Source organism: Asticcacaulis sp. (assembly GCF_020217185.1).
Classification (GTDB): Bacteria; Pseudomonadota; Alphaproteobacteria; order Caulobacterales; family Caulobacteraceae; genus Asticcacaulis.
The window spans coordinates 1-10,000 of the sequence record NZ_JAIWNX010000218.1 but is presented as its reverse complement, the minus strand read 5'-3'; the positions used below and the strand labels follow the sequence as shown (position 1 = coordinate 10,000).

Sequence of the window (10,000 nt, the reverse complement as noted above, 5' to 3'; positions counted from 1 at the left end):
TGCGCCCTTCGAAAAAGCGGCGGCGCGGCGGCGGCTTGTAGTTGCCGCGATACAGCGTCATGATCAGGGGGTGGTTATAAAACCCTTCCAGAAATTCAAAGCCGTGCAGCTTGTCACCCGACTTGCGGTCAAAGCGCAGGGAATGCCCCTTGGGCAGGTTGCACAGAAGTTCGATCAGGCCGCGCTCCAGATTGCGCGAACGGCTTTTGAAAAAGCCTTCTACGGCTTCGCGCGCCGTCGTCGCCAGCACGCTCATCAGCAGGTAGATGAACACCAGCCCCGCGGCGACATCTATGGACTCCGGCAGCAGCATGTCCCCCACCCCGACCCGTTCATGGAAAATTTTATAAAAAATCAAACAGCCAGAGAATGACGTTAACCATAATTAACGAAAGCGCAATCACCAAATCGTGACACTTTCCACAGGGTGGAAAGTGGCGCATTCGGGTCACAGGTCATGGCGTGAAAGTTAGCCTATTCCGGCCGTTCGAGGGCGCTCAGCTTTTCGCGGCCTTCGGGGCTGAGGGTCAAGCCGTCGGCAACGGTTTTGGCCGTCGCCACGGCCCCGCGCGGCGACATCATGGCCGCCGCCTTCATCGAGGCGTGTGTAATACCCGCCAGCCGCGCCACCGCCATCTGCCGATAGCTGTCGAAGCCCTGCACCATGCAGGCACCGGCGGCCTGTTTGGCCGCGGCCGCCAGTTGGCCCAGATATTCGCTCAGCGCGTCGTCATCGCGTTTGACGCCATCATATTCGATGCACACGCCCGAAAGGCCGCACTTGGCCAGAGCTGAGATGACCTTGCGGTCCGAAGACACGTGCCCCACCACCGTCATGCAGAAGGGCTTGATCAGCGAGACGATTTCCAGAACGCGGTGCGGCGGCACCCCATCCAGACCGCGCACCTCAAACAGGACTTTCAGCCCCATCTCATTGGCGGCCTTGGCCACTTCGTGCGTGATCTTCTGACGCGCGCGCTGCGAGGCGAAGGTGGAAAAGGCGGCGGGCACGACCATCAGCATCTTGCGCTGATCGGCCTCACGCATACGCAGAATTTTCAGACCCTGCTCGATATTGGTGATATCGACCAACTCGCGCAGACCCCAATCCATATTGGCCAGCGCCTTGCGGTCCAGCAGGGTGTTGTCCGACGCCTCGACGACCAGTGGCTCCAGTCGGTGGCCGATCATCACCATCTTCTTCATCTCGAACAGGGGCTCGTTGGATGAAGCGATGCGCAGGGTGCGATTGGCCAAGGTCACGGTGGCCGCCACCATCACCGGGCGCTGGATATTGGTCATTTGCGGCCCCTGACCGGGCGTGCGGACGGCCTCAGCCGTGGTTTCGCCCGTGATCGGCTTTACGCGCTCAGGCCCGGCTTCCGGGCGGTCAAACCAGGTTTTGAGGTCAATCGGATTGAGCAGGAAGCGGTCCACGTCCTCGACCTGCACCTCATACAGGGGCACCGGCACTTCGGAGACGTCACCGACAAAGAAATTCCCCAGATCGCGCCACATCTCGGTCACCGACAACGCCCCGCGCCGCGATCCTTCCGTCGGGATTATGGCCAGCCAGGCGTCATCATTGATGCGCAGGCACCAGTTCGGCTCCTGAAAGCGGCGTTCAAACCCGGTCTTGAGATGTTCGTAAACCAGCTCGCTCTTGACGTCCCACTTGGAGCCCAGACGCACGATCAGCGTATCGAGTTTGAGCAGAAAGGCATGGCCCCGCGCGCTGACACGGGTTTCGCGCAGGCGCTCGATGATATTCACCGCGTCCTCGCGCTCCAGCACCAGCCGTTCAGGCTCCGCTGCGCTACCCTGCCCTGTCGAAAGGATGTCTTGAGACATGCCGCTGACACCAGCCTTACTTACAACACCATCCCCCTCAGCCTACGGATGCAGCGTTGAAACAACATTAACGCACATGTCAAAAATGCAGAGGGCGGGTCTGAGGAGGTGAAAGAGCGCTCTGAACGAAAGAGTTAAGCAAGTCTTCACTCTAAGTGTTAAAACCTTGTACACCTTGAGCGAATCGCCCGGAGGCTTGCCATTTCCGCCGTTGCACCGGCCCCTGACAACCTGAACCGCGTCGCCCCTGCGGCAGACGCGCCCGAAGTCGTGCGCCCGGACAGCGGTCTTCACCCCCTGACTCAGGTGCGGACCCTTTTGCATCTGATGCAACTGAACGCTCTGGCGCGGCGGCAGGCAGGCTTGGCGGTCGAAAGCCAGCCGGGCTTTGTCGCGCGCCTGAAGGCGCTGATCGCGGACCTGCCCACAGACAGCGTGCAAGCCGTGCTCGACGAACTGGCCGAGGCCGACTGGGCCGATCCGGATCTGATTGCCGCCCTGTGCCGTTTACCTCAGGCCGGGGCCGCGGGTTTGCTGCGTTCACCGGTTTTGCGCGATCACGACCTCCTGTCGCTTTTGGCCGACTCAGCCGACCGCGCGCGCCTGATCGCGCGACGCCCCCATCTCAGCCCTGCGGTCATCGACGCCCTGATCGCGGTGGCTGACACCGCCACGGCCACCGCGCTGTTGAACAACCGCCACCTGCGTCTCAACGCCGCCGCTTTCGATGCCCTGACCGACCGCGCGCGCACAGACATCGCGCTGCGCGCGCCCCTGACGCGCCACCCTCGCCTGACGCGAGAAGCGGCGGCCCGGCTGCTCGATGTGGTGGGGCCGGACCTGCGCGCCACCTTGCTTGGCCGCTTTGAAGGCCTGTATGCCCGGCATTTTCGCACCACGCCGCCTACAGATGCGGCGCAGACCCTGCACCGGCTGCAAGGCGGTGACTTCCTCGCCTTCCGTCAGGGTCTGTCGCGCCTGACCGGACTGGACCGTGCCGTCGTGGACCGCGCCCTGACGCAGGACTCCGCCGTGCCTCTGGTCCTGCTTCTGAGCGCCGCGAAGATCGACCGGGCCGCCTTTGCGGACATACTGGCTCAGGTTCAGGCGCTGAATGAAGGGCACCCGCGCATTCATGAGCGCCACCTGGCCTTTGTGCGCGGCCTGTTCGATCTCGATGCTGACGAAGCCCGTCAAAGGCTGCTGGCCATGTATTCCCATTGAACGAAATCCGTTTTAAGACGGCTATCCCCTGCTGTTCAGACCCTGCCTCATGCCCCTCAAACTCGCCTTTACCGCCTCCGAACGCCCCGAAGCTCAGGCCGCCTGCGCGGTCTTACGCAAACGGTATGGCGAGTCGAATGACCCGGATGTGATTGTGGCGCTGGGCGGGGACGGCTGGCTTCTGGAGTGTGTGCACGCGCATTTCCGCGACGAACGCCCGATCTTTGGCATGAATATGGGCTCGATCGGCTTTCTGCTGAACGAATATCGTGAAAACGACCTGATGGCGCGCATCGAAAGCGCCGAACACACGCGCATCAGCCCCCTGCGCATGACCGCCACCAATGGCCGGGGCGAAGTGCAGGAGGCGCTGGCCTTCAACGAAGTGTCGCTGCTGCGGCAGACGCATCAGAGCGCCAAACTCCGCATCCTGATTGATGGCAAGGCGCGGCTGGAGGAACTGATCTGCGACGGCGCGCTGGTGGCAACGCCGGCGGGTTCGACCGCCTACAATCTGTCGGCGCACGGGCCAATCATCCCTCTGGACGCGCAGGCCCTCGCCCTGACCCCGATCAGCGCCTTCCGCCCCCGCCGCTGGCGCGGTGCCCTGCTGCCCCACTCGGCCAAGGTGCGCTTTGAGGTACTGGAGTGCGACAAGCGCCCGGTGGCGGCATCGGCCGATACGTTCGAAGTGCGCCATATCCGTGAGGTCGAGGTCGTCGAGGCCCCGGAACTATCGGCGACCATCCTGTTTGATGCCGGTAATGGCTATGATGAGCGCGTGCTGACGGAACAGTTTTCGAGCTGACCTTTGCCGTCCACAGGCGAAATACGTGGCTATTAGGGCTTCCTAAAGGGGTTTGGGGTATGGTTGACGAAACAGCCCCACGGAAATAACCACGTCATGTCCGAAAAAGCCCAGGTCATTCAGATCCCCAACACTTTGCGCGCCAAGGTCGGCGGCAAGCTGGGTGCGCTTGATCCGGCCACGCTTGCCAAGGCGGAAGAAGCCCTGTCGTCCCTGTCGGATCAATTCGACAACTGGCTGGACGATGAGGTCAACAAGCTGGAAAAAGCGCAGGAGACCATCCGCAGCGAAGGCCTCACTGAAAAGAACGCCGAACAGCTCTATTTCCGCTGCCATGACCTTAAGGGGCTCGGCACCACCTATGGCTATCCGCTGATCACCCGCATCGCCGGTTCGGTGTGCAAGATGCTGGACGACGAGACCATTCGTTTGCAGTCGCCGCGCCTTCTGATCGACGCCCACGTCGATGCCATTCGCGCCGTCGTGCGCGGCAAGATCAAGGACGAAAACCATCCGGTGGGCGTGACGCTGGCCGAAACGCTGGAAGCGCGCGTCAAGGAACATATGGACAAGTTCAAAGACTGAACCGCTTTCAGTCTGGAGCGATGTGCGGAAACGAAGTTCGGCGAAGCCAAAAGTGTAAGCGGTTTTCCGCAAAAACATCGCGACAAAACAAAAATTTAGAGCGAAATGGCGATCTCTCTTAAAGTCATTTCGCTTTGGTCACACAAAAAGCCCCGGTTCGCACCGGGGCTTTTTGCGTTTCAGGGGGATGGATGTCAGCGCGCGGCGACCGCTGCGGCCGGTGCCTTGGCCTCGCTGAGGCCGAATAGGGCATCCGGCAAAGCTCCAATGATAGCCGCCGACAGGCAGGTGGCGACAAAGCCGGCAAACAGGGCCTTCCACACCAGACTCAACACCTCTTCGCGGCGCTCGGGCATCAGCACGCCCAGCCCTGTAACCGTGATGCCGACCGAACCGATATTGGCAAAACCGCAAATGGCATAGGTCATCAGCATCCGTGTGCGCTCGCTCATATCCTCTGCCGGGATCGCGCCCAGCTTGAGGAAGGCGACAAATTCGGTCAGGGTCAGCTTGGTGCCGAGGATATAGCCCGCCTTCTGCGCCTCTTCCCACGGCACGCCGATGATCCAGGCCAGAGGCGCGAAAACGACGGACAGACCGCGTTCCAGCGACAAGGGCTCGCCACCGACGTGCGGGAACATGCCCAGCAGGATGTTCACCAGCGAGACAAAGGACACGAAAACGATCAGGATGGCCGAAATATTCATCACCACCATCAGGCCGTCCGCCGTGCCCTTGGAAATGGCGTCGACGGCGCTGTCGTACTTCAGCGACGAATTGTAATCGGCGACCACGCCGCCCTCGCCTTCCTTTTCAGGCACGATAATGCGCGACAACAGCACGCCTGCCGGGGCCGAAATGATCGAAGCGACCAGCACGTGACCCGCCGCATTGGGCAGGGTCGCCTTAAGGATCAGAGCGTAAGCGACCATGGTCGAACCGGCCACTGTGGCCAGACCCACCACCATCATCATGAACACTTCCGAGCGCGATAGCTTCGACAGATAGGCGCGGATAACGATGGGGCTTTCGATCATGCCCAGAAAGATGTTGGTGGCCACGGCCAGTGCCGACGCGCCGCCAAGGCCCATCGTCTTCTGAAACAGCAATCCGAAGCCCTGCGTGATCCATTTGAGGATGTGCCAGTGCCACAGAAGCGCCGACAGGGCCGAAATGACGAGGATCAGCGGCAGGACCTGAAAGGCAAAAACGAACAGGGCGCTCTGGTCCTGCACAGTATAGGGCTGGGCACCGCCGCCCAGATAGCCAAAGACGAACTGTGTGCCCTGATTGGTCGCCGCCGCCAGAGCGTCCACGCCGGCATTCACGCTGTCGAGCACGGCCTGCGATTGCGGGAAACCGAAGAACAGAAAGGCCAGAAGGACCTGAACCCCAATGGCACCAAGGGTCAGAAAGACCGGAAACTTTTTCTTGTTTTCCGAGAGCAGCCAGCAGGCCAGCAGCATGATCCCGATGCCCAGTATGCTCTGGACGTTCAGCATTCCGTAAGACGGCATGTACACAATCCCTTGGCGGCTCTGCACACGATTGCGCCGCCCAAACCGTAAATATCCGATAACCTTTGAAACCAAGGCAAGCGGTTTCTTCGTCTGTCCGACACTATTTTCGCTGTCCGCACCCCGCTATGACAAAAAGGCGACAAATCCAGATGACAAATCACCCGGTGGGCCTGTAGTCTCGACGCAAACCGGCCCCAAGACGCCGCCCATAACAAGGACAGGACTTAACGTGAGCCCTCAGCCCGGTCTTAATGACGCCGTCGTTCGCCATCTGCTGGTTGTTGACGACGATGATCGCATCCGTACCCTGCTCAAGGAATTCCTGTCGCGTCAGGGCTTCCGCGTCACCGCCGCCGCCCATGCTGACGCCGCCAAGCGGATGCTGCAACTGCTGGATTTCGACCTCCTGATCCTCGACGTGATGATGCCGGGCGAAGACGGCTTCTCGCTATCGAAATGGGTGCGGCAGCATTCCAACGTCCCCATCCTCATCCTGACCGCGCGCGGCCTGCCCGACGACCGTATTATGGGGCTAAGCCTGGGGGCCGACGACTATTTGTCCAAGCCATTCGAGCCGCAGGAACTGTTGCTGCGGATCGAAGCGATCCTGCGTCGCACCGGCGTCAAGCCTGCCCTGCCGAAGACCATCAGCATGGGTCAGATCACCTTCGACCTCGAACGCGCCGAACTGACACGAAATGGCGCGATGGTGCGCCTGACCGAGGCCGAGGCGCAGCTTCTGAAATACCTTGCCGAACGCGCCAATGTGCCGGTGGACCGTATGGACCTCGCCAAGGACAGCGTCGATACCACCGGTCGTGCCGTGGACGTTCAGGTCACCCGACTGCGCCGCAAGATCGAGCCGGACCCCAAGAACCCGCGCTACCTGCAAACCGTGCGCGGCAAGGGCTATATGCTGGCACCGGATTAAGGCTTCGCCCTCCCTGCTCGCGAGGAGGGAGGGCCGCGAAGTGGTGTGTGGGGCAAACCACGCAAAGACATGCCCCCTCCGGCGCAGACCAACTGCGCCACCTCCCCCGCCCCGCAGGGGAGGAGGATCGGTTGAATGCGCATACCCCGTCTCAAATTCTGGCCGCAGGCCATCAAGCGCAAGATCCCCAAGACGCTGTGGGGCCGCGCCCTGCTGATCATCGTCCTGCCCGTCGCCCTGATGCAGGTGGCGGTGACCTGGGCCTTTTTCGACATGCACTGGGAAACCGTTACCGCCAAGCTGTCGGAAGGATTGGTCGGAGACGTCGCCTGGGCCGTCGATGCCTACAAGGCCGATCCGACGCCGCAGACCATGGCCACCATCTCCGCCGCCGCGCAGAAGTCGATGCAGCTATCCATCGTCTATCAGCCCGGCCGCGCCCTGCCCGAAAATCGCCGGCGCAACGCCTGGGCCGCGCTCGACCGGTCGCTGAAACGCGCGCTCAATGAGCAACTGGATGACCCCTTCTGGTTTGACACGACCCGCTATGCCGGGTCTGTCGATATCCGCGTCAAGGTGAAGGATGGCGTCATCCGGGTGATTGCGCCGCGTGAGCGCGCCTTCGCCACCCGCGCCCATATCTTCGTACTGTGGATGACGGGCGCGACCCTGCTTTTGACCGCCGTGTCGATCCTGTTTATCCGCAATCAGGTGCGCGCCATCGAGCGTCTGTCCGTCGCAGCCGAAAAGTTTGGCCGCGGCGAAGACGACCCCAATTTCAAGCCCTATGGGGCATCCGAAGTACGCGCCGCGGCGCAGAACTTCCTCAAGATGAAGTCGCGCATCCAGCGCCATATCGAACAGCGCACCACGCTTCTGGCTTCGGTGAGCCACGACCTGCGCACCCCCCTGACGCGGCTGAAACTGGAACTGGCTATGGCCCCGCCCGACGCGGCGACCGAACGCATGAAGCAGGACGTGTCGGAAATGGCCTATATGATCGACGAATATCTGGCCTTTGCGCGCGGCGAAATGCAGGAAAGCCCGCAAACGACATCCGTTAACGCTCTGCTGGAAACCGTCGTGGACGGTGCCCGCCGTGCCGGGCATCAGCCGGAATTTGTCCCCCTGTCCGAAGACGTCGAAACCTCGATTCGCGTCATGGCGCTCAGCCGTGCCCTGTCCAATCTGGTGATGAACGGCTTTCACTACGCCACTCAGGTGCGCGTCTCTGCCGAAATCGAGCATAAGGCGGGCGGCAAGCAGTCGCTGCATATCTATGTCGATGACGACGGCCCCGGCATCCCGCCCGAAAAGCGCGAAGAGGCGCTCAAGCCGTTTTCACGTCTGGATGATGCGCGCAATCAGAACAAGAAGGGCGTCGGACTGGGGCTGGCCATCGCCCGCGATACGGTGCGCAGCCACGGCGGCGAACTGAACCTCGATCAGAGTCCGCTGGGCGGCCTGCGCGCCGATATAGGCATACCGCTGATCAGTTAAATGCAACCGCGCGTTAACCCTGTTTTCTAACCCTTTATTGACCATATGGGCCCATTGTGCACGCTAAAGCCGAAAAAATGATCGGCTTTCCCAGAACAGAAGGTTCCCAATGGCCAAGGCCTCCACGCATCGAACGGTTGCCCGTTCCCGCGCCCCCCTGAAGGCGTGCGGTGAGTGCAATCTGTGCTGTAAGGTCTATGACGTCGAGGACGTCGGCAAAAAGGCCGGGAAGCTATGCAACCACACGCGTGAAAACGCCGGCTGCGGTATCTGGGGGCTTCACCCGCAAATTTGTCAGGATTTCAAATGCTTGTGGCTGAAACACGATGACCTGAATGGTCTGTGGCGGCCCAACATAGCCGGCTTTGTCCTGCGTCTTGAGCCGAATGGCACCACGCTGAATGTCGATGTGGACCCGGCACGCCCGGACTCGTGGCGGCAAGCCCCCTACTATGCGCAGTTCAAGCTGTGGGGCGAAGGCATCCTGCGTAATGAGAGCCTTGTCGTCGTCTATGCGCCGGAAGGGCTTTACGTCGTTACCCCCGACGAGGACCTGTTCCTGCGCCAGCCCAGACGCGGCGACATACTGGAAACCGGTATGGAAATGACACTGTTCGGCCCTCGCGCCTTCGCCCGCGTCGTACCCGCCGCCAAGGGCCGCGACGCCCTGCGGGCTTAAGCATCAGAAAAAGGCCTCTCCGCGTTGGCGAAGAGGCCTTTTTTCAGCTTAGAGCGATGTGCGGAAAAGTGTGAGCGGTTTTCCGCAAAAACATCGCGACAAAACAAAAATTTAGAGCGAAATGGCGTTTCCACCGAAAGTCATTTCGCTCTAATCCTGCTCGACGCTGCCCGCACCGCTGATGCGGGTATCGAGTTGCGCCGGGCGGGTTTGCAGATCGACATTGCCCGATCCCGAGACATCGACCTTGACCTTGCCGGTCGGAGCGATGGTGGCATCCCCTGAGCCAGAGATGCTGACATCGGCGTCTTCGACGCTGAGACCAGACAAATCGGCTTCGCCCGCACCGGTGATGTCGAGCTTCAGCGCCTTGGCCTTGCCCGTCACTTCGGCCGAGCCGGAGCCGCTGATACGCAGATCAATCGTCGGCTGGTCGTAGGCGCTGACCCGGAGGTCGCCGGAACCGGAAATCTCGAAATCCTTCACTGAAGGCGCCGTGATGACGATTTTCAGTTCGTCGCTGGCGTGGGCTTCGATATGGCCCGGCCCGAAGCGGAACTGCACCACCTTTTCGACATCCGGCCCATCGGCCAGATAGAGACGGCCGTTTTCGAGACGCACCCGGTCGGTCAGGGCCTTAGGGCCGTTGACAGTCACCGAAGGCGTGGCCCCCTGAGTATAGACCACCTCAGCCGGGACGTCGATTTTGAGCTGTTCACTACCGCTCCACACAAGGGTGCGCGTCACAGTGGGCGCGATATCGGCCTTGGTAGTCTTCATGAAGTGGATGTTATTGTTTCCATCTCCCACATCCGACAGGGTCCACACCCCGCCGTTTTTGGCGATGTCATGGCTGGCCAGACCGGCGGCACCGGCGAGGCACGCGACCGACAGGACGAAGG

Annotated in this window: 9 protein-coding genes and 1 pseudogene; 6 read left to right on the top strand and 4 right to left on the bottom strand. The window is 61.3% G+C overall.

What is annotated here, in order from left to right; all coding sequences use genetic code 11:
* Together LDL37_RS10805 and LDL37_RS10800 are read right to left on the bottom strand one after the other, a co-directional pair.
* A pseudogene (locus LDL37_RS10805) lies at window positions 1–313 on the bottom strand (hypothetical protein); the annotation flags it as partial.
* A gap of 161 nt (window positions 314–474) precedes the next feature.
* Entirely contained in the window at window positions 475–1,851 is a 1,377-nt protein-coding gene (locus LDL37_RS10800) for a hypothetical protein (protein ID WP_290797944.1), read from the bottom strand.
* Window positions 1,852–2,121: 270 nt separating this feature from the next.
* On the opposite strand from LDL37_RS10800, the gene LDL37_RS10795 reads away from it, so the two are divergent.
* The 3 genes from LDL37_RS10795 (at window position 2,122) to LDL37_RS10785 (ending at window position 4,468) form a co-directional block, all read left to right on the top strand.
* Window positions 2,122–3,075, top strand: coding sequence for a DUF2336 domain-containing protein (locus tag LDL37_RS10795; protein WP_290797941.1), 954 nt, complete (start codon window positions 2,122–2,124; stop codon window positions 3,073–3,075).
* A 49-nt stretch (window positions 3,076–3,124) separates the two neighbouring features.
* A complete protein-coding gene (locus LDL37_RS10790; protein WP_290797938.1) occupies window positions 3,125–3,883 on the top strand; it encodes an NAD kinase in 759 nt (252 codons plus the stop codon).
* Between the two features lie 96 nt (window positions 3,884–3,979).
* Window positions 3,980–4,468, top strand: a complete 489-nt coding sequence (locus tag LDL37_RS10785) for an Hpt domain-containing protein (protein ID WP_290797935.1) — start codon at window positions 3,980–3,982, stop codon at window positions 4,466–4,468.
* Between the two features lie 194 nt (window positions 4,469–4,662).
* Here LDL37_RS10785 and LDL37_RS10780 read toward each other — a convergent pair whose 3' ends face one another.
* Window positions 4,663–5,985 carry a nucleoside transporter C-terminal domain-containing protein gene (locus tag LDL37_RS10780; protein WP_290797932.1) on the bottom strand — a complete coding sequence of 441 codons (1,323 nt, stop codon included), beginning with the start codon at window positions 5,983–5,985 and terminating at the stop codon, window positions 4,663–4,665.
* A gap of 232 nt (window positions 5,986–6,217) precedes the next feature.
* Between LDL37_RS10780 and LDL37_RS10775 the strand changes: the two genes are divergently transcribed.
* From LDL37_RS10775 to LDL37_RS10765, 3 genes are all read left to right on the top strand, one after another.
* Window positions 6,218–6,919 (top strand): response regulator, encoded by a 702-nt coding sequence (locus LDL37_RS10775; protein ID WP_013479076.1) that lies wholly within the window; start codon window positions 6,218–6,220, stop codon window positions 6,917–6,919.
* Window positions 6,920–7,054: 135 nt separating this feature from the next.
* Window positions 7,055–8,419 (top strand): ATP-binding protein, encoded by a 1,365-nt coding sequence (locus LDL37_RS10770; protein WP_290797925.1) that lies wholly within the window; start codon window positions 7,055–7,057, stop codon window positions 8,417–8,419.
* A 109-nt stretch (window positions 8,420–8,528) separates the two neighbouring features.
* Complete coding sequence (locus tag LDL37_RS10765; RefSeq protein WP_126420794.1) at window positions 8,529–9,098, top strand: hypothetical protein; 570 nt, start codon at window positions 8,529–8,531, stop codon at window positions 9,096–9,098.
* A gap of 150 nt (window positions 9,099–9,248) precedes the next feature.
* Here the strand turns inward: LDL37_RS10765 and LDL37_RS10760 are convergent.
* A partial coding sequence (locus LDL37_RS10760) for a DUF2807 domain-containing protein (RefSeq protein WP_290797921.1) occupies window positions 9,249–10,000 on the bottom strand: 752 nt, incomplete at its 5' end.